We start from the raw sequence: 22,042 nt of genomic DNA, 5'->3' as shown, positions 1-22,042 counted from the left end.
TATATTAACATATCTTAACTAAAACTATCAATAAAGCATTATTTTAACATCAATAAGATCCTTAAATTCGGAATATAATTTTGAATAACTTATTAATAAGCTGTAAATCAATCAGTTGAGTTAATTATTTCTAATACTGATGTCTGTTATAAGCTGCTGTAAAATCGGTACGCATTGTTTTAAACTTAGCGATAACAGTCTGGATAAATTCTTCATCCAAAATTTCGAACACATCATTTACGCCTCCTCCACTCAGGTCAAGTTCAGCAAGTTTATAACTTTGCTCAAAAGTACCTTGTTCAAATTTGATGATGAATTTCTGGTTCATCGAAAAAATGGTAATCTTACATTCCGGATGTGGAAGTTCTGCTACTACTCTCATTTATTTTATATTTTTTTTACGATTCAATAGATACACCATTAAGCGTACCCCAACTATCTACAATGGAGAACCGGGCAAACAACTCTTCTTTATACCATTTGCGCTCCCTGGTGAGTTTGATAACGTCTGAATGATCGTGTGATTGGTAAGCGTAAGCTTTCATGCTTTCAGCGCTTTCCCATATCGAAAAAGTAGCCTGGTCAAAAAATGGATTTTCTCCTACACCAGCAGATAAGATAAAACCAGGGGCAACCCGCATAGCATCAGCCGCCCTTTTAATATTCTGCCTGAACTCATTTAGCTTGTTAAATTTAATCGCAGCTCTGGTAATTACGGCAATCTTTCCAGTGTAATTTTTGCCTGTTTTTTCAACTTTAAATGGCTCTCTTTTTGACCATAAGCCATGACTGGATAAAGGATTTAGTAATATGGTAAAGCTTTCAATTCCAAAGAAACCAAACCATTTTATCACAAAAGAATCACGATAAAAATTATCACAAGCTATACGGTTATCCCAGGCTGTAAGTATCGCCCAGTGTTTATAATCTGGTGCAAGATCTACCTGAGCATCTTTTCCACTTCCCATTAATTTCCAAAACCTGCACTTTTTATTTAACCATAAGGGCAACCTCAAAACCGCCATCCCAATAAAGGCAAAAGGGGTAGTAAAGCCACGGAATTTGGTAATAGTTAACGCTACAATCATAAATTGGTGGTTGATTTGCCAAAACTAAGGAATTTAAATATAGCTTATCGTTCAAATTTTCGTCATTAAAACCAAAATTTCTGTACATCTCACAAATCATGATTAACTTTGAATTACACAAAATAGAAAATGGCAGAAGATTTAGTTATTACCAGAGATACTTCGAAAGAAGAACAATATCAATCCATCATCCCCCAAATTGAAGCATTACTTTATGGCGAAACAGATTTTATCGCTAACCTGGCAAACGTTGCTGCAGCACTTAAAGAGCAGTTTGGTTGGTTTTGGGTGGGTTTTTATTTGGTGAAGCATGATGAGCTGGTACTTGGGCCTTTCCAGGGTCCTGTGGCCTGTACGAGGATTAAAAAAGGAAAAGGTGTTTGTGGATCTTCCTGGGCAGAAGCAAAAACCATCATCGTACCAGATGTGGAGGAATTTCCCGGGCACATTGCCTGTGCGTCAGCTTCAAAGTCGGAAATCGTTCTGCCTTTAATCGTTAACAATGAGGTGATTGGTGTGCTTGATGTAGATAGCGAAGTGTTGAATAGATTTAACGAGACGGATCAGCTTTATTTAGAGCAGGTTATCGGTATTTTGTTAAATAGATAATTTACATCTGATATTGAAATTAAAACCTGAATATTACCTGAATGAGGATGTGGTAGGTCTTGCAAAAGATTTGCTTGGAAAAGTTTTGTATACGAAAATCGGCAATGAAATCACTGCCGGTATCATTGTAGAAACGGAAGCTTATTTCGGAATAAAAGATAAAGCGTCTCATGCTTATGGCGGTCGCCGCACCAACCGGACCGAAACCATGTATGGAGAGGGTGGCATTGCTTATGTTTATCTCTGTTATGGTATGCATCATCTTTTTAATGTGGTTACTTCAGTTGAAAATGATCCTCACGCCGTATTGATCAGGGGGATAGAACCGTTGATTGGTATAGAAATTATTGAAGAGCGGAGAAATATGCCTCATACAAAGGGTGCTATTTCAGCAGGACCCGGATCAGCGGCAAAAGCCTTAGGGATCGATAAAACCTTTAATGCAAAAAATCTTTCTGGTAATGATATTTGGATCGAAGATCATGGTATAAAATATAATGAAGAGGATATTGCGGCTACACCTCGTGTGGGCATTGCTTATGCAAAAGAGCATGCTTTACTACCTTGGAGGTTCTTTATAAAAGGTAATAAATATGTAAGCAAACCAAATAAGATTTAATTCGTGCAAACCTTTTAGGTTGCTTCCTGTTTTCTTTCAAATACTAAAAATCATGAAAAACGAGAAAAATATAGCGATCCTTAAAGAAATGGCAGAAAGTGTAAGAACCTGTATGTTTACTACATTTTCTTCAGGCGATGAATTTGGAAGCAGACCAATGGGAACTGCGAAAATAGAAGACGATGGCAGTTTGTGGTTTTACACCAACGAGTATTCTCTTAAATCAAAAGAAATTTCAAAAGAAAATAATGTGTTGCTGGCCTACAGCGATCCATCTAACAACACCTATTTAACTGTTAAAGGCAAAGCGGAGCTTATAGATGATAAAGTCCGTAAAGAGGCGTATTTTTCTCCATTTATTAAAGCCTGGTTTCCGGATGGCATCGATGATCCGAGATTAATTCTGATAAAAGTTACACCTGAAGAGGCTGAGTACTGGGATGCATCTGCGTCAAAAATTGTAGTGTTATTCAGTATATTAAAAGCAGCGGTAACTGGAGATACACCCGATTTAGGTAAGCACGATACAATGAAATTTTAATAAATCTCAAGAATTGAAAAGCAGGATTGGAAACAATACCTGCTTTTTTTGTAATATTGGCTGATGAATTTCGAAAACACCCTATCATTTGCCCAACTACAAGATGAAGCCGATCAGCTCCATCAATTTAGGTCTCAGTTTTTATTTCCAAACCATAACGGAAAAGCTTTTATTTATCTGTGCGGTAATTCATTAGGTCTTCAACCTAAAGTAGCTGGCGAAGTTTTGAAAGGTCAGCTTAACAACTGGGCTAACTATGCGGTAGAGGGATGGTTTGAAGGAAACGAACCCTGGATGTTCTACCATAAGGAGCTTAAAAAGTTAATGGCCCCGATTGTTGGTGCATTACCTTCTGAAGTTTGTCCGATGAATACTTTGACCGTAAATCTTCACCTGTTGATGGTTAGTTTTTATCAGCCCAAAGGCAAACGCTTCAAAATCATCATGGAAGGCGGAGCATTCCCATCTGATCAATATGCGATAGAAAGCCAGGTTAGGTTTCATGGTTTTAACCCAAAAGAAGCTATAATAGAGGTTTTTCCTAAGGAAGGTGAGGAAATACTCCATACCGAGGACATCGTAGCTAAAATTAAAGAAAATGCAGATGAAATTGCTTTAGTTTTATTTGGCGGGATAAATTACTACACCGGACAATGGTACGACATGGAAACCATTACCAAGGCCGGGCATGAAATAGGAGCAATTGTAGGCTGGGACCTGGCGCATGCCGCAGGCAATGTTCCTGTAAAATTACATGATTGGGATGTTGATTTTGCCTGCTGGTGTTCTTATAAATATCAAAACTCAGGTCCAGGAGGAATAAGCGGGATCTTTGTTCACGAAAAACATTTCAGCAATACCCAATTGAATCGCTTTGCAGGATGGTGGGGTTACCAGGAAAGTAAACGCTTTAAAATGGAAAAAGGCTTTATTCCGGAAGTCGGGGCAGACGGATGGCAGGTAAGTTGCACACAGGTAATGCCGATGGCCTTATATCATGCTTCGCTACAGATTTTTGAAAAAGCAGGTTTCATAGCGCCATTGAGAGATAAAAGTATTACTTTAACCAGCTATCTAGAATTTATTATAAATGAAGTAAATAAGGATTTGGGATTCGAGCAATATAAAATTATCACACCGAAAAACCCTGACGATAGAGGTGCGCAATTATCCATTATTGCCCTGCGTAATGGTAAAGAGATTTTTGACGGCTTAATGGTCAATCATGTCCTTGGCGATTGGCGCGAACCCGACGTAATCCGTTTAAGTGCCGTGCCGCTCTATAATTCCTATGAGGATGTTTATCTGGCCGGACAGGCGTTATTAAAAGTGAGTAAAGATATTTTATAATGTAGAAAAGAATAAAAATGATTAACTACAACCCTAAAGACTGGAGTACCTTCATTTTTCATATCGATAAAAGTGACACTTTTAGAAAGCTTTGGCCCTTAATGCTTGGGGTAGCCGTATTTTCAGGGTTGGTTGCTTATGCTGAATTGAATTACTTTCAGCTTTCTAAAACTAGTAATGTAACCAATATTGGTATGATGCATAGTCTATTGGGCTTTGTTTTGTCGCTTTTGTTGGTTTTCAGAACTAATACGGCTTATGACAGGTGGTGGGAAGGCAGGAAACTGTTGGGGTCATTAACCAATGTAAGCCGTAACCTGGCTATAAAGATTAAAGCGCTTAAACTGCCGGATGAGGATGTCCGCTTTTTTGAATATGGAATCCCTAAATATGCTTTTGCGCTTAAAGAACATTTAAGAGAAAAGATGTATTTTGGGAAGAACAGCTTGTTGATAGAAGTAGAAGAAGGCAAACATGTTCCAAACCAGATAGCAGGTAGTTTAACCAACAGATTCTACGGGTTGTTAGAAAAAGGTTCGATTTCGCAGGAACAGTTTATTGTTCTTTCCAGTGACTTTAATCAGTTTACTGATATCTGTGGCGCCTGCGAAAGGATTAAAAACACTCCAATCCCGTTTTCTTACAGCGCATTTATTAAAAAATTTATTTTTGTTTATGTGATCACTTTACCCTTTGGCTGGGTATTCAGTTTAGGTTATTTTGTGGTGCCGATTGTACCCTTTATCCTCTATGTATTAGCGAGTTTGGAACTGATAGCTGAAGAAATAGAGAATCCTTTTGGTTATGATGCAAATGATCTTCCGGTAGATCAGATCTGTACCAATATCGAAAAACATGTAGGAGAGATTTTAGGCTAATGATCAAAATTGCCTGGCACCCGATTTATGCACATCCTTTGCCAGAGGGGCATCGCTTTCCGATGCTGAAATATGAATTGATACCTGAACAGCTTTTGCACGAAGGAACCATTGAGCGGCATAACTTATTTAGTCCCGAGCCACTTAGTGAAAAGTTTGTGCTGCTAACACACCAAAAAGCTTACTGGGAGCAGTTAAGGGATTTAACCCTCTCGTCAAAAGATCAGCGGCGTATCGGCTTTCCTTTGGATGTGCAGCTTGTAGCGCGCGAACTGAGGATTGCGCAAGGTACAATTGATGGTGCTTATTTTGCCATGGAGAATGGTATTGCTTTTAATGTAGCAGGAGGTACACATCATGCCGGCAGTAACTGGGGCGAAGGTTTTTGTTTGTTAAATGACCAGGCTATTGCAGCTAATTATTTGTTATATAAAAAATTAGCTAAACACATCTTAATTATTGATTTAGATGTGCACCAGGGAAATGGTACGGCAGAAATCTTTCAAAATGAGGAACGGGTATTTACTTTTTCGATACATGGCGATAAAAATTTCCCTTTCAGAAAAGAAATCTCAAGTTTGGATGTTCCTTTAGATGATGGCATACAGGATGAAGCATATCTGTCGGCTTTAGATGCCAATTTGAAAAAGGCTTTCGAAAGAGCCAAACCCGATTTTGTATTTTATTTATCAGGAGTTGATGTGCTCTCTACCGATAAACTGGGTAAATTGGCTTTAACTAAAGCGGCATGCAAGGAACGCGACAGCATGGTATTGCAGGCCTGTAAGGATAAAAGCCTGCCTTTACAGGTTAGTATGGGCGGGGGATACTCGGCAGATATTAAAGACATCGTAGATGCGCATTGCAATACCTACCGATTGGCCTTTGATTTATTTGCATAAGCCATCTCTCAAAAAACATAATATCCTTATCTTCGCGGCAATATGTTGGAGATTATTTACCAGGACGAGAATTTAATTGCAATTAATAAGCCACATGGCCTTTTGGTTCATCAATCTTCAATTGCCAGAGATGCGACCGAATTTGCCCTACAGATGCTGAGGGATCAGGTGGGTAAACAGGTTAGCCCGGTGCACAGGTTAGACCGGAAAACCAGTGGGATCTTATTGTTTGCTTTTGATAAAACTTCTGAAATTGCTATGCATCAACAATTTATGAACGCGGAGACAGATAAAAAATACCTGGCTATTCTGCGTGGTTACACCCCTGATGCCATGGATATTGACTATCCATTAGCTAAAGAAAACGGAACCATGCAAGATGCTTTCACCTCGTTCAAAACGCTTCAAAAAGCAGAGGTTGAAGTAGCTCTTGGCCAACATCCAACATCCCGTTACTCATTGGTAGAAGCTACCCCTAAAACCGGAAGAATGCACCAGCTGAGGCGTCATTTTAGTCATATTCTTCATCCGATTATTGGCGATCGTACACACGGCTGCAACAAACAGAATAAATTTTTCAAGGAGCAATGGGAAATGACCACCATGTTGCTGCATGCGTCTGAGTTGGAATTTATTCATCCAGTTACCAAAGAAAAAATTCATTTAAAAGCCGGTCTGCATGATGAGTTTAAAAGAGTGATGGATTTCATGAAAATGGAACTTTAGCACAATTTTTAACACCGAAATCTGTTTATATAACATCTATGATTAAATACTTACGTTTTACCTTCCCAGTTTTAGCGCTTTTCGCAGCCAGTTGTTCTTCAGTTTATATGCCAAACGTTCCAAATACGCCAATGTTAAGTAAACAGGGAGAATTTAGTGGCGGTGCACACATTTCTTTAAAAGGCAATGCCAGTGTGAATGGCGCTTACGCCGTTTCAGACCATGTTGGTTTATTGTTTAGTGGTTCAAGAATGAACAGCGAAAGAAAAACCAAAGATTTTGGGCACAAACTTATTGAAATTGGCGGAGGGTATTTTGATACCTTTGGTCCAGACAATAACCGGATTATCGAAATTTACGCAGGTGTAGGAAAGGGTTGGAGTGACATCACTTTCCGTGATTACAAAAACGATATTCTTACCAGTTCTGAACTGCAGGAAGTAGATTACAGAAAAACATTCTTACAGGTAAACTACAGTTCGAAAAAGAAAAACAACCTGCGTTTGTTTGGAACCGACTTCCCGATCAACTACGGAACTGCTTTAAGAATCAGCCATATTAAAATGGATCGTTTCTTTTTAAATGGGGTAGTGCAGCCTAAAGAAGATAATATTTTCTTTGAGCCGGTTTTCTTTACCCGTATGGCACTTAGCAAAACTTTCCAGTTACAATACACCACCAGTAGTAATATTGGCCTGAAGAACCGCAAATACATGTCAGCTGGTAATTCTATCTTCACCATTGGTGTTGTGGTGAATGTTGGAGGGAAATAATTCCTGCTGTCATTCTGAGCGCAGCGAAGAATCTGTTTTGACTTAGCAGCGAACATTAACTTCACGCTTCTTTTGAGCCTAACGGAAGTCACAGAGTCCACTGTTCTTGGTTAAGGGATTCTTCGCCGCGCGCGGCATAACAATTAAATAATTTCCAGAATTCTCGTTGTATTATACAAGTAGCGTGATTTCCACTGGAGCGAAGCGAAATGGAGAAACCTATCTACAAGAAATTCTGTCTAATAGATTTTGTGCTTCGCAGAGCCTTCGGGTTCTCCACTGCGGCCGAAATGACGGATTTATCTAAGGATGAAACTGCTCGGCTTTTAAACTCCTTGTCTTGTTCTGGAACCTTAAAAACAATAGGATAGAGGCTGTTAACAATCCTAATGTTAAACCATACCAAATGCCGTTAACCCCTAAGTTAAAATGAAATCCCAATACATAACCAATAGGAATTCCAACTACCCAATAGGCTAAAAAGGTAATAAAGGTAGGAATGTTAACATCGCCAATGCCACGTAAAACACCTAATCCCACTACCTGGGTACCATCAAATAATTGAAAAAAACCTGCTATAATTAATAGTTGCGCTGCAATCGGAATTACGGCTGCATCTTCGGTGTAAATAAAAGGCATAATATTGTTAGCCAGTACAAAAATAACCGCAGTAAATGACATGAACAGTAATATCACATGATAACTCGCAATGGCTGATTTGCGCAGATCATCAAAATTATTCTTTCCAAAATTGTTTCCGGTTTTAATGGTCGCTGCAGAAGCTACACCACTGGCAATCATATAAGTCATGGCAGCTAAACTGATGGCAATCTGATGTGCCGCCTGCTCTACCGCACCAATGGTGCCGATTAGTACAGCAGCGCCACTAAAAGCGCTGATTTCAAAAGAATATTGCATAGCAACCGGCATTCCGATTTTTGCGATTTTAACAGCCCTTATTTTATCAAAAAAAGTGGCTTTGAAACTGGTCAGGTATTTTTTAAAATGCCTTGAGCGCAATACATAAAAACACATTACTGTAGCCATTAAAATCCGATCAATCAAGGTGCTTAAACCTACACCGCTGACGCCCATTGATTTAATGCCAAACATACCTTTAACGAAAATAATTCCAAGGATGATATTAAGCGCATTTCCCCAGATCGAAACGAACATAGCCTGCTTGGTAAAGCCTAAACCTTCAGCAAACTGTTTAAAGGTCTGAAAAATCAATAATGGAATAATTGAAATTGATAAAAGATTCAGATAGGGTTTCGCGTAACGTACTACCTCAGGGGTTTGTTCAAGTCGATCGATGACACAAAATATCCCCAATTGAACCAATACATATAAAAATATGCCTATACAGATATTAATTATTAAACTGTTTGATAGAAGTTTTCCGCATTCATCATAATTCTGCCGGCCATTTTCCTGTGCAATCAATGGTGTTAAACCATAAGAAATACCCAGCCCGATTACAAGGATAAGCATAAATATACTGTTCACTAATGAAACAGCAGCCAATTGAATAGTATCCGTAAAATGACCTACAATAATACTATCCGCCATGTGTACCAAAGTATGACCAACCTGAGAACCTACAATTGGCAGTGCCAAATGAAGATTTTCTTTATAATAAGGTTTATACTTGGTGTAAATTTTAGAAAACATAGTTTGCAAAGGTCGCGTTTTTAAAGCTCAAAAAGTAGGGATGTAGAAAAGTTAATATTTGGGTTTTCAAAAAGGCGATCGCTCTGTTGCACTGAATTATCGGAGCCAATTATTTTATACACAAGTTTATCTTTTGGTTTATAGTATTTACACAACTATAAAAGAAGACTTATAAACAGTTTGTTTGATTTTTATAAATTAGCATCGTGAAACAAACAGAAAGTGTTAGCGATTTTTACAGCAGGCTTCCAGGCCATTCGCCTACCGATGTTCCGATGGACAATGCGGGTATTGGTCATATCAATGTGTTCAGCAGAGAAACCTGCGCCGTTGTAAGTCCCTACAGCCGCAGGGATTTCTACAAGGTGTCCCTGATTATAGGCAAAGGCAAGATATATTACGCAGATAAGTGGATTCAGATCGACCGCCCGGCACTGCTGTTTTCAAATCCGGTTGTACCTTATTCATGGGAAGCTGAGTCGGAGGAACAGTCGGGATGGTACTGTCTGTTTACCGAAGATTTCATTCAGCACAGCGAAAGGGTGAGCAATCTGCGGGATTCACCTCTGTTTAGCATTGGTGGTAATCCGATTTTCTTTCCTGATGAGGTGCAATTGAACGAGCTCTCTACTATATTTCAAAAAATGCAGAAAGAGATGTGTTCAACCTATCTCCATAAGTATGACGTTTTGCGAAGTCACCTGCATCTGATCATCCATGAGGCCATGAAAAACAGCCCGACTACTAATTTTCATACTTATGCCAATGCGTCTTCAAGGGTTTCGGCTCTATTTCTTGAATTGCTGGAAAGGCAGTTTCCAATTGATTCTCCTGCGCTTATACTAAAACTGAAAAATCCTGTGGATTATGCTACTGCCCTGTCTGTACACATCAATCACCTTAACCGTTCAGTAAAGGAGGTGACCGGCAAGACCACAACCGCTCATATTGCAGCCCGCATCATTAGGGAGGCAAAAGCTTTATTACAGCATACGGACTGGAACATTTCAGATATTGCCTACAGCCTGGGCTTTGAATACCCTTCCTATTTTACTTTGTTTTTTAAAAAGCACGCCGGCCTGGCGCCAACTCAATTACGACAGACTGTTTGAATATTATAACGATCTGTTTGATACCTATAAGTCTGGTTAAAGATTCGCTGTATACCTTTGAGAAACAAAATCTGACAATAATGAAATACAGAAAACTTGGAACAACCGGCGAGCAGCTGTCTGCGCTCGGTCTGGGTTGTATGGGTATGAGCTTTGCTTATGGCCCTACAGATGACAAAGAAAGTTTAGCAACATTGGAAAAAGCACTTGACCTGGGCATCAATTTTTGGGATACGGCGGATATGTATGCCAATGGCGCTAACGAAGAATTGATCTCTAAAATACTGGTGCCTAACCGGAACAGGGTATTTATTGCAACTAAATTCGGATTTCGTTTTAAAGATGGAGTTGCCGGACCAAGCAGTGCCGCGGGCACCTATTTTGATGGTTCTCCCGCCTGGATAAAAGTAGCAGTTGAACAGAGCCTGAAGCGGCTTAAAATTGACACAATCGATTTGTATTATGCTCACCGGGTAGATCCGAATATCCCGATAGAGGAAACTGTGGGGGCAATGGCCGATCTGGTTAAAGAAGGCAAAGTACGCTATCTCGGTCTGAGCGAGGCTTCGGAGGCATCTATCAGAAAAGCGCATGCCGTACACCCGATTGCAGCACTTCAAAGCGAATATTCGCTGCTGACAAGGGATGTAGAGAACGGTATATTGCAAACTACCCGCGAACTCGGGATTTCACTTATCCCTTATTCTCCGCTGGCAAGGGGTTTGGTCACCAATACACTTGATGTAAATATTCTTTCCGAAGATGATTTCAGGAGAACATTACCACGCTACCAACCAGAAAATATAAGCAATAACAATAAGCTCATTAAAGAATTTACTGCATTTGCAGAAAACAAAGGTTGCACGCCTGCCCAACTTGCCCTGGCCTGGGTTTTGGCTCAGGGCAATGATATCATTCCAATTCCGGGAACCAAGAAAAGGAAATACCTGGAAGAAAATATTGGTGCAGTTGAATTTAACCTCACCAGCACAGATCTTGTAGCAATTGATGGGTTGATTAAGCAATATCCGGTAATCGGCGAGCGGTACAGCGAAGGGGCAATGAAGATGGTTAACCATTAACATGATTATTCAGTAACAATTTTCGTAAATGGTAATTCTGAATCGCTGTAAGCGATAATGCTCAATAAAAAATGAATAATATCTTTTAATTTAGGTATTATTCATTTTTTAATATTTCCTATTTGTCTGATAATTAGTTGAAGCGTTTCAATATCAATTTGTTTATCCCGTTCTTCGCGATGAACTATAAGACGCTGGCAAAATATCTGCCCGATTTTTCCTCCAAAAGGTTATTCCAGGCAGAAGCAGCATCTTCCGGAAAAACAGTAATAAACTCGTGGATAGCCCCTTTTGGAAACACACCACCGGGAAAAGCATCCTCAATAGCACCAAGGCCAATCCGCTCCGCCTTACCGGCAGCAGCAGGCTTAAAGCCCTGCCACATCATGATATCCTGTTGCAGTTTATGCACCAATTCGCTTTTAGTCTCCATATTAATTGCTAGAATTATTAACCTTTTTAATTCGCTTTATAATTTAATACTAAACATAATGCTAATGTTAGTAAAAAATAAAATATGGAAAAGATTGGTGTTTTGGGTGGAGAACAGACAAGCCGATACTTTTATAGCCTAATGAGAATTCATTATTGCATTTGTAAGCATGCTTAAAACTGTTCAGTGATTTTTTGTTCTTTTCTCATGTATAATGTCCTTCAAATCCCCGGACTGGTTCTAATTTATTCCTTTTCAGGATTGGGCGGATTATGTTCTGTCAGGATGTTGTTTTACTTTAGGTGAGGGATAAATAACATTCGGACAGGATTTGTTTCTTCTGATCTGCCCATTCAACAATTTTCTGTCCCAGTTGTTGGGAAAATATGGACATCGCCTTTGAAAACTATTACTCGGGTACCAGCGGGCTACTGTTACCGGTTCCCAATAAATTGCACTACCCGGAAGAATTCCGGGAAAAGAGCCGGCTGTGCTATTACGCCTCGCTGATGGATTCTATCGAAATTAATTCCTCCTTTTATAAGGTGCCGCAGGTTTCCACGATGAAAAAGTGGGCGGCGGATGTGCCCGGAGAATTTCGTTTTACCTTTAAGCTTTTCAAGGAGATTACCCATAATAAGGATTTGGCCTTTGATCCAGAGGTCGTGTCCAGGTTCTTTTCGGTCATTTCGCATGTTGAAGAGAAAAAGGGTTGTCTTTTGGTACAGTTCCCCCCAAGCGTAAGGATTTCTCATTTTGCGCAGCTACGCTTTCTAATGTCGGTGCTTAGGCATAATGATCCTTTTGTTAAATGGAAGATCGCTTTGGAATTTCGGCATACTTCTTTATACATAGATGAGGTATACGAGCTTTTGGATGAGTTTGGGCTTGGTATGGTGATCCATGATAAGTCGCCTGCCAGTTCTCCTGTAAGGGAAAGCCATCCGGATTTTATCTACCTCAGGTTCCATGGTCCGGGAGGGAACTATAGGGGAAGCTACTCTGACGACGTATTGTATGAGTATGCAAGTTATGTAACCGGGTGGCTGGCAGAGGGCAAGAAGGTATTCGTGTACTTCAATAATACTATGGGAGAGGCGCATGCCAACCTGAATATGCTGCGTCAGATCGTTAGGGATACCTATTAGTATTTGCTGAGCATTTGGCCTAAAACTTTTTGAGCCTGAACAATGTTTCATTTCTGCAAATCAACTAGTTATGGGACTTGACAAATACAACCAAAAGAGTTTATAATAGATGATTATGGAAGACAACAAGGATAATTTTGGTTTCGGGGAAAATATCCCGATCATCGAATGCCACCCAATTGAGGATGATTCGGATACGCTGGAGCCTTTCGATGATGGCTCGGAGCACAGAGAAATCAATGCAGATGATCTGTTGTCCGTTGGGCGAAGGAGTTTCAGATTTCTGGAGAAGATCTGAAAGCAGCGATCGTCCTGAACGGGAGTTCGGTAAGGGAGATCAAAAAATATTTGAGCGTTTAATCTTAAAAGTTGTTATGGCTGAACTACCTGACTTGGAAGTATTTGCGCAGATCATCTCGCGCCGGTTCAGGGGAAAGACCCTGGAGGAGTTGGAAGTGAAAATGGCGAAAAAGCTGAACGTGACTGCTGCACAGCTCAAGACAAAACTCGAAGGTAAAAAGCTTTCGAAGGTTTTGCGCTATGGAAAAACTTTGCACTTTCACTTCAGTAAAGAAGTTTTACAGGTTCATCTCATGCTTAGGGGAGAACTGGGGGCATTAAAGAGAGATTCGGAGCTTCCGAAATATACCATCCTTGCTTTTCATTTTTCTGGAGGCGATGGATTTGTGGTCGTAGATATGTTGCGTGCGGCAACACCTACCTTAAATCCCGATGTTGCCAAGGCACCAGATGTGCTGGAAATGGACGAGGATTATTTTGGCGGAGTGCTTTTCAAGAGCAAGAAAATGGTGAAGGAGGTGCTGATGGACCAGAAAAAGATGCGAGGAATTGGTAATTCATACGCTGATGAGATCCTGTGTGATGCCGGGGTGTCCCCGTTTTCAGTCAGCTCGGCCATACCTGAAAAAATCGTGAAGAAATTGTTTAAGAGCTTGGGGGCGGTTTTGAAAGAAGCGATTGCAGCTATCGCAAAAGAGAACGGGGATGAGCTTCGCGGCGAGTTGCGTGACTTCATGAAGGTGCATGGCGCAAAGGTTGAGAAGTCCCCGTCCGGGGAGGCCGTGAAGTCCGAAAAAATACGCGGAAGGACCAGTTATTATACCGACGAACAGAAATTATATTCCTGAAAACAATCAGGAAAATATTTGTGTTTAAGGAAGAAAGAGCAATATGCAGGCATTTGACGTTCAGTTACTGGATAAAAGTTACGTGGACGAACCGCAGGAAACGGAACCTTCAGGATTTTGGAAGCTTGAATATCGGGCGTTTTCTAATCTGACTTTCCACGCTGATCGTGCCTCCGGCTGAAATGACGATTGCATTTACCTGGTAAAGGCTGTTGTATCAGGGACTTTTAGTGCGGGTTTGTAGGACAAATGCTTTGAGTTTTTTGTTGGTTTATACCCTGTTAGGGAGCTTTGTTATCCCAGCCGTTTTTTCCAGTTTGCTTTCAGCGATTTATAGATCGGGTGTGCCTCTGCCAGTCTGTAGGCGGAGTAGAAAATTTCAGCCGATTGTGCTTTTTCTGCCGATCCGGTGCCGCGTTCCAGTGCCTTATAATCTTTTTCCTTGTCGTATTTTTTTCCGCCTTTGTAATTGGCATACCGCCTGGCGCGGGTGTATCCCATCTGCAGGTATTTTCTTGCCATGTCTGCCCCCACAAAATCATTTGACCGGATGTAATTACTAAATATTTCAAATATCTTTTCACTGCTTTCTTTTGCAAGCTCTGGGGTCCTGAACCTCCAGAATTGGCCGATCTCAGATTTATAGGGCTCGCAGATCAGAACGCCCTGTTCACCCTTGCCAACCCTGTATTTTTCGGGGTTGTCTTTATAATCGATGTCCTGCTTCCACGGGTATTTTTCGCTATCAAAATCAAGGTAGGATGGTTTTCTTTCTGCTGACATAACTAAGCAACATGTCGGCTTAGTGTTATGTTTTTATTGCTTGTGTGATTTTGCTAAAACCTTATACGGTAAGTTGCTGTTTGTTAGAAAAATCATTTATCATGGAAAATAATCAAGAGATCATTTCGGACCTAAAGGGTCTGGTATCCATCATCAACGATGGAAAAGAAGGATACAGTTCAGCAGCAGAATCCACTGATAATGTGGAGCTAAAGGCAGTATTTTTGAAATATGTTGCAGAACGTGCCTTGTATGAAAACGAGCTGAAGGCACATCTGGAAAAACATGGCGGGAATTCGGATAACCAAGAGGGTGGAATACTGGGAGCGATCCATAGAACCTGGCTCGATATCAAGGAAGCGCTGACCGATAAAAGCGAGACCGCTTTGTTAAGTGCAGTCGTGACTGGTGAAAAAGCAGCACTCGAAAAGTATGACATGGTCATAAAGGACAATGAACTCCATTCTGACCATTTAAATTTATTGACCACCCAGCGCAACGGTATTGCCGAAGCCTTAAAGGAGATCGAGGTTCTGGAACAGAAATATTCGGACAAGTAGTTTTCGTTTTTTTTGCGGGGATGAAATAGCTATGCGTTAAAGTATTTGTGAGCGTTAATTTATAAGCGGGAAGGACCTTTGGTTTTTCCCGCTTTCTTATTTGCTAGCCTGGGTTTAGTAGCGGCCTTTTGCTTAAGCTTTTTAGGTGCAGGAGCTGCACTTTTTAGCGATTTGCTTACAGGCTTTTTTAACGAGATTTTCTTCTTCCGTGAATTTTTGATGCGGTATTCAAGCAGGTACAGCCTGGTCTGCCATTTCCCGATGATGGTGTCGTTGCTTTTTGGAAGGCCTGTTGGTTCTAAAAGACCGAGTACATGGGCCAGTTCCCGGGTGCTGTCTGCCTTGGCCTGGTTTTCTTTCAGCCAATCTTGTTGTTTGGTTTCGTGCGATTTCCGGTATTTGGCTATGGCCAGTTTAATGAGCCTGACCTCATCTTCTTTTGATTTCGTTTTGCGCAAAAGCACCATCTGCCTGTTCCACGCGTGGGAATTGGCAGGATCTGTTATTGCAGATTTCCGGTAGAGTTTTAATGCGGCAGCATTATCGCCTGCTCTTTCCAGTTCGAGCGCAGCAGCAAACTGCTCTTTTGACCGTACCTGTTTTCTTCTTGACATAACTGATTCTGGAACAATTAGCCAGTGCTATTGTTTGCTAAAGGGGGTTAAAGGTTATGACTACACGATGACCTTTGCGCCATAGGAGTAATGGTAACTTTGGATTTAGCAATATTGAAATGAAGAAAATCGGATTTTTATCGTTCGGGCATTGGTCGGAACATCCCTCGTATCAGGCGCGTACCGCTAGTGATACTTTGCTGCAATCCATCGATCTTGCTGTTGCAGCCGAAGAGATCGGCCTTGACGGAGCGTATTTCAGGGTACACCATTTTGCAAGGCAATTGGCATCACCCTTTCCGCTGCTTTCGGCAATTGGTGCAAAGACTTCAAAGATCGAAATCGGAACGGGCGTTATTGATATGCGCTATGAAAACCCTTTATATATGGTGGAGGATGCTGGTGCAGCCGACCTCATCTCTGGTGGGAGATTACAGCTGGGCATCAGCAGGGGTTCGCCCGAGCAGGTAATCGAAGGCTGGCGGTATTTCGGTTTTGCACCAAAGGATGGGGAGAACGATGCTGATATGGGAAGGCAAAAGGCTTTGGAATTTCTGGAAAGACTGAAAGGCGAAGGTTTTGCAAGGCCTAATCCAAATCCAATGTTTCCCAATCCGCCCGGACTGTTAAGGCTGGAGCCCTATTCCGAGGGCCTGCGAGAGCGCATCTGGTGGGGAGCCGCTTCCAATGCGACTGCGGTTTGGGCGGCAGAGAACGGAATGTACCTGCAGAGTTCTACTTTAAAGTTTGATGAAAATGGCAAGCCCTTCAGTATCCAGCAGGCCGAGCAGATCAGGCTGTACAGGGAAGCCTGGAAAAAAGCGGGACATGATCGTGAGCCAAGGGTTTCTGTCAGCCGTTCAATATTTGCGCTGATGAACGATCAGGACAGGTATTATTTCGGGCAGCAGGGGAAAGGGACAGATAGTTTTGGCTATATCGAGCCAACCCAAAGGGCGGTCTTCGGTCGGGGATATGCCGCTGAACCCGATCAGCTGATAAAGGAACTGGCTGCCGACGAGGCAATACAGGAAGCGGATACGGTACTACTGACCATTCCAAATACCTTGGGCGTGGATTACAATATCCATCTGCTGTCTGCCATTCTGGAGCACGTTGCACCGGGACTTGGATGGAGAGACTAGTTTGGTTTTTTTTAAATCGCACAAAACAAATTGCCGGCGATGGCGTTTATATTCCGAGAGCGTTAATTTAGATGAGCGGGAAGAGCCTTTGGTTTTTCCCGCTTTCTTATTTTCATTCCCTGCTGTTTCCCTTTAGTGGTAAACCGAACTGGATTCCTTCCGGATAATTATTCCTTGATTTAAAATTATTACCCATTCCCGTTTTTCGTCATATTGCATGTATAACTTCTCGCCACTGATAAAGTTTTTTAGGTTTTTGATATATAAATTCTCCGTTTTCATAAATTCTGGTCTTTTCTCTTCAGCAAGGATAGTTCGGGGCATCATAAAATAATTTGAAAAAGTGGATTGCAACACAATTAATCCAGTACCGGTTCCATTTTCTTCTGGTTTTCATAAGCGCCGTTTCTATAATCCTGCTGAAAAGCGCCATAGTCTGCGCATACCAGGGCGGCTTGTTCGGTGGCTATGTTCAGGATTTGTTTCTGCCATCCTGTTTTGATGGCAAAAGCTTTCAACTCATCTTTTGTGGCAGAACCATCCATTCCCGAGCTCCTGAGTTGTGAGGATGCAGTAAGCATGCCCATGTCGTCGATCACCTGGTAAAGTTTACGGTATTCTTCTTTTATAAGTTTAAACTTGAGGGTATCTTTTACAGGCTGCAATTCCTGAATCACATAATCTTCGCCTTTGAATGTCGCGGTAGATAGCAGGGATGCTGAAACATGCTGCATGCGTTTTTGTGCCGAAACAATCCGCTGCGCCTCATTTTCCCATTTGGGCTGGGGAATATCAAAATAGGGCGATATGGAGGATGGATAGGCCTGTTTCATATCGATGAGCAGGTAGCGGTCTTTTTTACGCATACTTTTAAGCAGGAACAGGTAACGTTTCTGCCCAAGGCTTCCCGTGCCGGCAAGACGGTACACCACATCTTTAACACGGTAATTATATGGGCTGTCGCTGTTATTTGATAGCCATTTTTCCATGTGGCTGATCAGTTGGACTTTCAATTCTTTTTTCAGTTTAAAGTGCCGTTCATCGCTTGTGTCAAGCTGCAGCTTTCTCCCTTTTTTTAATGTTCTTTTCTGTAAAAGATCGTTTGTAGAACTTCTTTCCGCACGTCTTAAAAAATCGCCGGTGATGCCTTTAGATGTCCTCGGATCCAGGTCCATGGCTTTTCCACCGACCAGGGTGGTACCATAACTTTTCAGGAATAGTGCAGCCATGTTCATTGCCTGCTCCCCATCAATCTCAAGGGTCTGGAAAGCGATAAAGATACTGGTTACCAAACGCACAACTTCCCAGAGCACCGGTGCTTTTACAGCCTCATCGAAATCGTTGAGATCAAAGTATACCAGTTTGTTATTACCTTTATAACTGCCAAAATTTTCCAGGTGCAGGTCGCCGCTGATCCATCCGATCGGGGATTTAGGCATTGTTTTAAGGGAGGCTATCCTTTCGTAGAAAAGGTGGCAGGTGCCGCGGTAGAACCTGAATGCATTTTCCAACATTGCACTGTATTTAAGCTTGACTATTGATGGCAATCGATTTTTGTTGAATGCTTTTATTTTATCGGAACGTGCTGACATAGGTTGATTGATTGAAAGAAATTAGCCCATTAAATGATTTTATTTTGACTTGGGATTTAAGGTGCCTGTTTTTTTTTCTCGGCAAGTTTCTCGGCTGAATCGATGGAATGGGATTTATGGATGTCATCATCCTGCTCAGCTACATCTGAAAGTTTTTGGTAGTATCGTCTGATCGTGTCCAGTTCTGACTCGGTAAGATCCTCTATATCTACCATCCGGTTGCTGGCATGGCGGCTGGCAGCCAGCAGTTCATTGAGTTTTAACTGCATGGCTTTCGAATCTTTGTTCTGGGTTTTCTGGATCAGGAAGACCATCAGGAAGGTCACAATTGTTGTTCCGGTATTGATTACCAGTTGCCAGGTATCCGAGAAATGGAATATGGGGCCACTTACGCCCCATAAAATAATGGTTACAAATGCGAGGGTAAAGGCCCAGGAGCTTCCTGTCCAGCAGGTTATCTGAGTGGAAATGCGTTCGAAGAAATTCTGTTTTTTCATATTGATTACTTAAAACTTATAGCTAGTACAATCTTTTGAGCCGAATGGTTTTGAGTTTTTGTCCAGGCGTTTAATTTTTAATAGTATGCTTTTTATTTTCCATTTTTCTTTGGTGCCGGGTCTTGAAGGTCTCTTGAAGGTTTTATTTTCACCCGAAAAAAAATGATCTAATACCTGCTGAAACACAGCAGGCGCATTCCTTAAGGCAGCGAACAAGCTCATGCATGAGCCTGGTTTCTGTTACCAATAACATTGAATATGAATGGGATGTAAGGAACTTCGAAAAATCAGGCCATAACGTTAAATCTATCTCCTTTGATAAAGCTTTAATTGATCGTTACAATAGTCTCTTAACCTGCTTTACCAAAATGTGGTGCAAGTAGCACCAAAGGAGATTTAACTAATCTGGCTAAAATTGATAGCCTTGGCGGGTTAATCTGTCCCGATAAAGTGCTTTCCAACAAACAGGTTGATGTGTTAATGTATAACGCAATTTCTAATCATTATATAGCTTTGCCCTATGTTACCAGAGTCCCAACTCATAGAATAAGGTATATATTTCTAAGCCAAAAGAATAATTTTCAGGTTACCATCATGAAGCTTTCAGCATCATTTCATTCTGGAAATGACATAAACCGCATTTTTTAGAATCCACACTGTAGCTATATACCATGAGAATAATAATAATATTAGCGTTCAAAATCTTTTCTTGTAGTAGGGCAGGCTTTGCTCGGGAAAGTGTTTGTACAAAACAGTGCAAAATTTCTGAGGTGATCGATTTTGAAAAGAAGCTTGATCCGGATGCGAAATCTCTTTCTCACAATGTATGTTTTCCATGGATTATTATCCTCTTGCCGGCCGCCTTTGAAAATCCAGCCTGCCAGAACAAAAATATTTTCTTCGCAGCCTGGCTGTAAAGTATTGAATAACCATTCAACAAGCTTTTTGCTGGCAAACCGGGTAAGTAACTTTTTACTATGGTACCTGGATTGTTTGGCTCTACAGGGTTATAACGTAAAGCTTGTCGATAGAAAAGCTTTACGTTCAGGCGATAAGGCTTAGATTGATAGTTGCAGTTAGTCTTTAACTGCCTCACAGGCCAGATTTATTTCAATCGACCTTGATCCCGCCCAAACCGAATATTCAATATAATTTGACGTCCTCGAATTCTGATAGACCCTGTCCTTAGCAACGTCAAATCTGTTCCATTCAAATGCGCCCTGGTCATTTTTTACACAATTTACCCTGGGTACGGCATCTTTCATAAAATGCCAGCCTTTAGGGGCGGAGACGCTAAGCGTATATTTTTCACAGACTGCACCAGCAAAAACCCGCAATTTACTTTCATCTCTCGGACCTTCAATACCGGTTACATTATGCCAGTTATTCGTTGTTACGGCGCTGCCATAAAAAGTCTGGGTTTCAGGTTCATGTTTTTCATTAATGCTGTTTGAGTGTGCTCCTTTGTCGCTTTTAAAAACTAAGTGATCAGTGGTTTTGTTAATACCAGTTGAACATATAAAAGCGGCAAGAAAAACTGTTTTAATTGCAAAAATTTTCATCACATTTTAGTTTAAGGTAATTTTTGATTTGTTCCTCTAATTTTATTAAAACATTGATGAACTGAAATACCCGGTACTGGGTATTAATACGATATTTGTTTTATCAATGAATATGAGCGCATCAGAGGTAACTGCTCAAAACATTAGGCAAGCCTGGCTGGGCGGATGAAAAAGCCAAAAACGCTTAGTGATGAGGGTCAAATCTACCTTATTCAAAATACACTTTGGGAAACTGATGTGGTACATGCCGATCTATGCCTGTTGTGTATTTTGTTTATAACTTGGGCTTTAACATTGAGGATTGGAGATAAATTATGAGTATGATTTGATTTTTAAAAGCGCAACTAGTAGAGAAACCAGCGTAAATTGAGCTCATCTGTTTGGAAATCAAATTTTTGTAAAGTTTTGCCGGCCTGTATATTAGCAAATTGGCGAGAAAGTATTAATAGAATTGGTTTGTCCATATTATCATAAAAATACCAAAATTGGGGAAGAATACTTTCACATAAATACACATCCGGGGAGAATTTCTCTTTGAAATCAACTACTACTGTTTTTGTTTAACTAAATTTGTGCGGCTTCTTTTGATTTTCTGAAGTCCGGTAAATAAATGGGAATTGATCAATTTGTAACCTTTGTTAAAAGAGTAGTGGCTATAGATGAACAGGATTTGCAATTGGTCCAATCAAAATGCAGACGGAAGTTGGTTCCAAAGGGTAAGCTTTTGTTAAAATGCGGACAGATTGCCAATCAGTATTACTTCGTCATATCTGGCGGACTGCGGTTTTATAATGCATCTGGCGAGCAGGAAAACACCACCTGGGTTTGTTTAAAAGATGAGTTTTTCACTGAAATATCCAGCCTTCATCCGCAAAAACCTACCCGGTTTAACATCGAGGCTATCGAGGAGACTGAGTTGATCGTCATCGATAAGAAAGATATGGATTTTCTCTATGCCCATCTGAGCAGTTGGGAAGAATTCGGGCGCAAGATCTGGGAAGCTACAACAGCCAGAATGGTTGATCAATTATTAAATTTCCAGACTTTGACTGCAGAAGAGCGCTATCTGCAATTTCTTAAAAGCAGTGAACTGGTACAGAAAATTCCGGTAAAACAGCTTGCCGCTATTTTGGGTATTACACCCAATGCACTTAGCCGCATTAGAAAAAACATCAGGTAATTCATTTTCTACCTTTTGGTAGTTTT

The 22,042-nt window shown here is 40.9% G+C and carries 27 protein-coding genes; 18 read left to right on the top strand and 9 right to left on the bottom strand.

All coding sequences use genetic code 11. The features are described from left to right. Nucleotides 1-130: 130 nt before the first annotated feature. The gene (locus tag FFJ24_RS10925) at nt 131-382 is read right to left on the bottom strand and encodes a hypothetical protein (protein WP_138821531.1); all 252 of its coding nucleotides are present in this window, start codon (nt 380-382) and stop codon (nt 131-133) included. 16 nt (nt 383-398) lie between these two features. Next, nucleotides 399-1,088: a DUF3291 domain-containing protein gene (locus tag FFJ24_RS10920; protein ID WP_138821530.1), complete on the bottom strand. Its 690-nt coding sequence runs from the start codon at nt 1,086-1,088 to the stop codon at nt 399-401. Nucleotides 1,089-1,217: 129 nt separating this feature from the next. Between FFJ24_RS10920 and FFJ24_RS10915 the strand changes: the two genes are divergently transcribed. The 8 genes from FFJ24_RS10915 (at nt 1,218) to FFJ24_RS10880 (ending at nt 7,486) form a co-directional block, all read left to right on the top strand. Then, the gene (locus FFJ24_RS10915; RefSeq protein WP_138821529.1) at nt 1,218-1,697 is read left to right on the top strand and encodes a GAF domain-containing protein; all 480 of its coding nucleotides are present in this window, start codon (nt 1,218-1,220) and stop codon (nt 1,695-1,697) included. 13 nt (nt 1,698-1,710) lie between these two features. Then, complete coding sequence (locus FFJ24_RS10910) at nt 1,711-2,316, top strand: DNA-3-methyladenine glycosylase (protein ID WP_138821528.1); 606 nt, start codon at nt 1,711-1,713, stop codon at nt 2,314-2,316. A gap of 52 nt (nt 2,317-2,368) precedes the next feature. Continuing rightward, a complete protein-coding gene (locus FFJ24_RS10905) occupies nt 2,369-2,857 on the top strand; it encodes a pyridoxamine 5'-phosphate oxidase family protein (RefSeq protein ID WP_138821527.1) in 489 nt (162 codons plus the stop codon). A 63-nt stretch (nt 2,858-2,920) separates the two neighbouring features. Then, complete coding sequence (kynU, locus tag FFJ24_RS10900) at nt 2,921-4,207, top strand: kynureninase (protein WP_138821526.1); 1,287 nt, start codon at nt 2,921-2,923, stop codon at nt 4,205-4,207. 17 nt (nt 4,208-4,224) lie between these two features. Beyond that, the gene (locus FFJ24_RS10895; protein ID WP_138821525.1) at nt 4,225-5,085 is read left to right on the top strand and encodes a bestrophin family protein; all 861 of its coding nucleotides are present in this window, start codon (nt 4,225-4,227) and stop codon (nt 5,083-5,085) included. Continuing rightward, nucleotides 5,085-5,987, top strand: a complete 903-nt coding sequence (locus FFJ24_RS10890) for a histone deacetylase (RefSeq protein WP_138821524.1) — start codon at nt 5,085-5,087, stop codon at nt 5,985-5,987. The genes FFJ24_RS10895 and FFJ24_RS10890 overlap by 1 nt, the downstream gene beginning before the upstream one ends. A gap of 42 nt (nt 5,988-6,029) precedes the next feature. Next, complete coding sequence (locus FFJ24_RS10885; RefSeq protein WP_138821523.1) at nt 6,030-6,713, top strand: pseudouridine synthase; 684 nt, start codon at nt 6,030-6,032, stop codon at nt 6,711-6,713. A 38-nt stretch (nt 6,714-6,751) separates the two neighbouring features. Beyond that, complete coding sequence (locus tag FFJ24_RS10880) at nt 6,752-7,486, top strand: hypothetical protein (protein WP_138821522.1); 735 nt, start codon at nt 6,752-6,754, stop codon at nt 7,484-7,486. Between the two features lie 303 nt (nt 7,487-7,789). Here the strand turns inward: FFJ24_RS10880 and FFJ24_RS10875 are convergent, their stop codons facing one another. Next, nucleotides 7,790-9,160 (bottom strand): MATE family efflux transporter, encoded by a 1,371-nt coding sequence (locus FFJ24_RS10875; RefSeq protein WP_138822332.1) that lies wholly within the window; start codon nt 9,158-9,160, stop codon nt 7,790-7,792. A 206-nt stretch (nt 9,161-9,366) separates the two neighbouring features. On the opposite strand from FFJ24_RS10875, the gene FFJ24_RS10870 reads away from it, so the two are divergent. Together FFJ24_RS10870 and FFJ24_RS10865 are read left to right on the top strand one after the other, a co-directional pair. After that, nucleotides 9,367-10,272, top strand: coding sequence for an AraC family transcriptional regulator (locus tag FFJ24_RS10870; RefSeq protein WP_138821521.1), 906 nt, complete (start codon nt 9,367-9,369; stop codon nt 10,270-10,272). 80 nt (nt 10,273-10,352) lie between these two features. Further along, the gene (locus FFJ24_RS10865) at nt 10,353-11,354 is read left to right on the top strand and encodes an aldo/keto reductase (RefSeq protein ID WP_138821520.1); all 1,002 of its coding nucleotides are present in this window, start codon (nt 10,353-10,355) and stop codon (nt 11,352-11,354) included. A gap of 184 nt (nt 11,355-11,538) precedes the next feature. Here the strand turns inward: FFJ24_RS10865 and FFJ24_RS10860 are convergent, their stop codons facing one another. Further along, nucleotides 11,539-11,787: a hypothetical protein gene (locus FFJ24_RS10860; RefSeq protein ID WP_138821519.1), complete on the bottom strand. Its 249-nt coding sequence runs from the start codon at nt 11,785-11,787 to the stop codon at nt 11,539-11,541. A 386-nt stretch (nt 11,788-12,173) separates the two neighbouring features. Here FFJ24_RS10860 and FFJ24_RS10855 point away from each other — a divergent pair, with 386 nt between their 5' ends. From FFJ24_RS10855 to FFJ24_RS10840, 4 genes are all read left to right on the top strand, one after another. Continuing rightward, nucleotides 12,174-12,935, top strand: a complete 762-nt coding sequence (locus FFJ24_RS10855; RefSeq protein ID WP_138821518.1) for a DUF72 domain-containing protein — start codon at nt 12,174-12,176, stop codon at nt 12,933-12,935. A 115-nt stretch (nt 12,936-13,050) separates the two neighbouring features. After that, nucleotides 13,051-13,233 carry a hypothetical protein gene (locus FFJ24_RS10850; protein WP_138821517.1) on the top strand — a complete coding sequence of 61 codons (183 nt, stop codon included), beginning with the start codon at nt 13,051-13,053 and terminating at the stop codon, nt 13,231-13,233. After that, on the top strand, nt 13,215-13,295 hold the full coding sequence (locus FFJ24_RS26785; RefSeq protein ID WP_138822330.1) for a hypothetical protein: 81 nt from the start codon (nt 13,215-13,217) through the stop codon (nt 13,293-13,295). The genes FFJ24_RS10850 and FFJ24_RS26785 overlap by 19 nt, the downstream gene beginning before the upstream one ends. A 14-nt stretch (nt 13,296-13,309) precedes the next feature. Then, nucleotides 13,310-14,083, top strand: coding sequence for a DNA-formamidopyrimidine glycosylase family protein (locus FFJ24_RS10840; RefSeq protein ID WP_138821516.1), 774 nt, complete (start codon nt 13,310-13,312; stop codon nt 14,081-14,083). A gap of 294 nt (nt 14,084-14,377) precedes the next feature. On the opposite strand, the gene FFJ24_RS10835 is transcribed toward FFJ24_RS10840, so the two are convergent. Then, nucleotides 14,378-14,866 (bottom strand): DUF4385 domain-containing protein, encoded by a 489-nt coding sequence (locus tag FFJ24_RS10835; RefSeq protein ID WP_138821515.1) that lies wholly within the window; start codon nt 14,864-14,866, stop codon nt 14,378-14,380. Nucleotides 14,867-14,967: 101 nt separating this feature from the next. Here FFJ24_RS10835 and FFJ24_RS10830 point away from each other — a divergent pair, with 101 nt between their 5' ends. Continuing rightward, nucleotides 14,968-15,426 (top strand): PA2169 family four-helix-bundle protein, encoded by a 459-nt coding sequence (locus FFJ24_RS10830; protein ID WP_138821514.1) that lies wholly within the window; start codon nt 14,968-14,970, stop codon nt 15,424-15,426. 59 nt (nt 15,427-15,485) lie between these two features. Here FFJ24_RS10830 and FFJ24_RS10825 read toward each other — a convergent pair whose 3' ends face one another. Continuing rightward, nucleotides 15,486-16,040, bottom strand: a complete 555-nt coding sequence (locus FFJ24_RS10825) for a hypothetical protein (protein ID WP_138821513.1) — start codon at nt 16,038-16,040, stop codon at nt 15,486-15,488. A 119-nt stretch (nt 16,041-16,159) separates the two neighbouring features. Here FFJ24_RS10825 and FFJ24_RS10820 point away from each other — a divergent pair, with 119 nt between their 5' ends. Then, nucleotides 16,160-17,185, top strand: coding sequence for an LLM class flavin-dependent oxidoreductase (locus tag FFJ24_RS10820; RefSeq protein WP_138821512.1), 1,026 nt, complete (start codon nt 16,160-16,162; stop codon nt 17,183-17,185). A gap of 359 nt (nt 17,186-17,544) precedes the next feature. Here FFJ24_RS10820 and FFJ24_RS10815 read toward each other — a convergent pair whose 3' ends face one another. Next, nucleotides 17,545-18,777 (bottom strand): DUF2252 domain-containing protein, encoded by a 1,233-nt coding sequence (locus tag FFJ24_RS10815; RefSeq protein ID WP_138821511.1) that lies wholly within the window; start codon nt 18,775-18,777, stop codon nt 17,545-17,547. Between the two features lie 56 nt (nt 18,778-18,833). Continuing rightward, nucleotides 18,834-19,274, bottom strand: a complete 441-nt coding sequence (locus FFJ24_RS10810; protein ID WP_138821510.1) for a low affinity iron permease family protein — start codon at nt 19,272-19,274, stop codon at nt 18,834-18,836. Between the two features lie 671 nt (nt 19,275-19,945). Between FFJ24_RS10810 and FFJ24_RS10805 the strand changes: the two genes are divergently transcribed. Then, the gene (locus FFJ24_RS10805; protein ID WP_145315334.1) at nt 19,946-20,191 is read left to right on the top strand and encodes a hypothetical protein; all 246 of its coding nucleotides are present in this window, start codon (nt 19,946-19,948) and stop codon (nt 20,189-20,191) included. Nucleotides 20,192-20,350: 159 nt separating this feature from the next. On the opposite strand, the gene FFJ24_RS10800 is transcribed toward FFJ24_RS10805, so the two are convergent. After that, nucleotides 20,351-20,836: a hypothetical protein gene (locus FFJ24_RS10800; RefSeq protein ID WP_138821509.1), complete on the bottom strand. Its 486-nt coding sequence runs from the start codon at nt 20,834-20,836 to the stop codon at nt 20,351-20,353. A gap of 610 nt (nt 20,837-21,446) precedes the next feature. On the opposite strand from FFJ24_RS10800, the gene FFJ24_RS10795 reads away from it, so the two are divergent. Then, complete coding sequence (locus FFJ24_RS10795) at nt 21,447-22,016, top strand: Crp/Fnr family transcriptional regulator (protein ID WP_246862791.1); 570 nt, start codon at nt 21,447-21,449, stop codon at nt 22,014-22,016. Nucleotides 22,017-22,042: the final 26 nt, after the last annotated feature.

This window comes from Pedobacter sp. KBS0701 (assembly GCF_005938645.2).
Classification (GTDB): Bacteria; Bacteroidota; Bacteroidia; order Sphingobacteriales; family Sphingobacteriaceae; genus Pedobacter.
This window is presented reverse-complemented; position numbering and strand designations above follow the sequence as displayed.

What these genes read in the sequence shown, in the direction of transcription:
- FFJ24_RS10925 (WP_138821531.1), bottom strand. Translation starts at nt 382, where the DNA reads ATGAGAGTAGTAGCAGAACTTCCACATCCGGAATGTAAGATTACCATT.
- FFJ24_RS10920 (WP_138821530.1), bottom strand. Translation starts at nt 1,088, where the DNA reads ATGATTGTAGCGTTAACTATTACCAAATTCCGTGGCTTTACTACCCCT.
- FFJ24_RS10915 (WP_138821529.1), top strand. Translation starts at nt 1,218, where the DNA reads ATGGCAGAAGATTTAGTTATTACCAGAGATACTTCGAAAGAAGAACAA.
- FFJ24_RS10905 (WP_138821527.1), top strand. Translation starts at nt 2,369, where the DNA reads ATGAAAAACGAGAAAAATATAGCGATCCTTAAAGAAATGGCAGAAAGT.
- kynU (WP_138821526.1), top strand. Translation starts at nt 2,921, where the DNA reads ATGAATTTCGAAAACACCCTATCATTTGCCCAACTACAAGATGAAGCC.
- FFJ24_RS10895 (WP_138821525.1), top strand. Translation starts at nt 4,225, where the DNA reads ATGATTAACTACAACCCTAAAGACTGGAGTACCTTCATTTTTCATATC.
- FFJ24_RS10890 (WP_138821524.1), top strand. Translation starts at nt 5,085, where the DNA reads ATGATCAAAATTGCCTGGCACCCGATTTATGCACATCCTTTGCCAGAG.
- FFJ24_RS10885 (WP_138821523.1), top strand. Translation starts at nt 6,030, where the DNA reads ATGTTGGAGATTATTTACCAGGACGAGAATTTAATTGCAATTAATAAG.
- FFJ24_RS10880 (WP_138821522.1), top strand. Translation starts at nt 6,752, where the DNA reads ATGATTAAATACTTACGTTTTACCTTCCCAGTTTTAGCGCTTTTCGCA.
- FFJ24_RS10875 (WP_138822332.1), bottom strand. Translation starts at nt 9,160, where the DNA reads ATGTTTTCTAAAATTTACACCAAGTATAAACCTTATTATAAAGAAAAT.
- FFJ24_RS10865 (WP_138821520.1), top strand. Translation starts at nt 10,353, where the DNA reads ATGAAATACAGAAAACTTGGAACAACCGGCGAGCAGCTGTCTGCGCTC.
- FFJ24_RS10860 (WP_138821519.1), bottom strand. Translation starts at nt 11,787, where the DNA reads ATGGAGACTAAAAGCGAATTGGTGCATAAACTGCAACAGGATATCATG.
- FFJ24_RS10855 (WP_138821518.1), top strand. Translation starts at nt 12,174, where the DNA reads ATGGACATCGCCTTTGAAAACTATTACTCGGGTACCAGCGGGCTACTG.
- FFJ24_RS10850 (WP_138821517.1), top strand. Translation starts at nt 13,051, where the DNA reads ATGGAAGACAACAAGGATAATTTTGGTTTCGGGGAAAATATCCCGATC.
- FFJ24_RS10840 (WP_138821516.1), top strand. Translation starts at nt 13,310, where the DNA reads ATGGCTGAACTACCTGACTTGGAAGTATTTGCGCAGATCATCTCGCGC.
- FFJ24_RS10835 (WP_138821515.1), bottom strand. Translation starts at nt 14,866, where the DNA reads ATGTCAGCAGAAAGAAAACCATCCTACCTTGATTTTGATAGCGAAAAA.
- FFJ24_RS10830 (WP_138821514.1), top strand. Translation starts at nt 14,968, where the DNA reads ATGGAAAATAATCAAGAGATCATTTCGGACCTAAAGGGTCTGGTATCC.
- FFJ24_RS10825 (WP_138821513.1), bottom strand. Translation starts at nt 16,040, where the DNA reads ATGTCAAGAAGAAAACAGGTACGGTCAAAAGAGCAGTTTGCTGCTGCG.
- FFJ24_RS10820 (WP_138821512.1), top strand. Translation starts at nt 16,160, where the DNA reads ATGAAGAAAATCGGATTTTTATCGTTCGGGCATTGGTCGGAACATCCC.
- FFJ24_RS10815 (WP_138821511.1), bottom strand. Translation starts at nt 18,777, where the DNA reads ATGTCAGCACGTTCCGATAAAATAAAAGCATTCAACAAAAATCGATTG.
- FFJ24_RS10810 (WP_138821510.1), bottom strand. Translation starts at nt 19,274, where the DNA reads ATGAAAAAACAGAATTTCTTCGAACGCATTTCCACTCAGATAACCTGC.
- FFJ24_RS10805 (WP_145315334.1), top strand. Translation starts at nt 19,946, where the DNA reads ATGAGAATAATAATAATATTAGCGTTCAAAATCTTTTCTTGTAGTAGG.
- FFJ24_RS10800 (WP_138821509.1), bottom strand. Translation starts at nt 20,836, where the DNA reads ATGAAAATTTTTGCAATTAAAACAGTTTTTCTTGCCGCTTTTATATGT.
- FFJ24_RS10795 (WP_246862791.1), top strand. Translation starts at nt 21,447, where the DNA reads ATGGGAATTGATCAATTTGTAACCTTTGTTAAAAGAGTAGTGGCTATA.